Source organism: Streptomyces sp. NRRL S-340, assembly GCF_000720185.1.
In the GTDB taxonomy this organism is placed as follows: Bacteria; Actinomycetota; Actinomycetes; order Streptomycetales; family Streptomycetaceae; genus Streptomyces.
The window spans coordinates 1-361 of sequence record NZ_JOIY01000132.1 but is presented as its reverse complement, the minus strand read 5'-3'; the positions used below and the strand labels follow the sequence as shown (position 1 = coordinate 361).

General features: G+C 64.5%; 1 protein-coding gene. It reads left to right on the top strand.

The genetic code is table 11. The annotated features are described in order from the left end of the window. Positions 1-361, top strand: a 361-nt coding sequence (locus IG64_RS37270) for an alpha-amylase family glycosyl hydrolase (RefSeq protein ID WP_037865021.1), incomplete at both ends; no start/stop codon positions are given.

Sequence of the window (361 nt, the reverse complement as noted above, 5' to 3'; positions counted from 1 at the left end):
AGTGGTTCAAACGTGCCGTCTTCTACGAGGTCCTGGTCCGTTCCTTCCAGGACAGCAACGGTGACGGCATCGGCGACCTCAAGGGGCTGACCGCCAAACTGGACTACCTCCAGTGGCTCGGCGTGGACTGCCTGTGGCTGCCGCCGTTCTTCAAATCCCCCCTCAGAGACGGCGGTTACGACGTCTCCGACTACACCGCCGTGCTCCCCGACTTCGGCGACCTCGCCGACTTCGTCGAGTTCGTCGACGCCGCCCACCAGCGCGGCATGCGCGTCATCATCGACTTCGTCATGAACCACACCAGCGACCAGCACCCCTGGTTCCAGGAGTCGCGCAAGGACCCCGACGGACCCTACGGCGA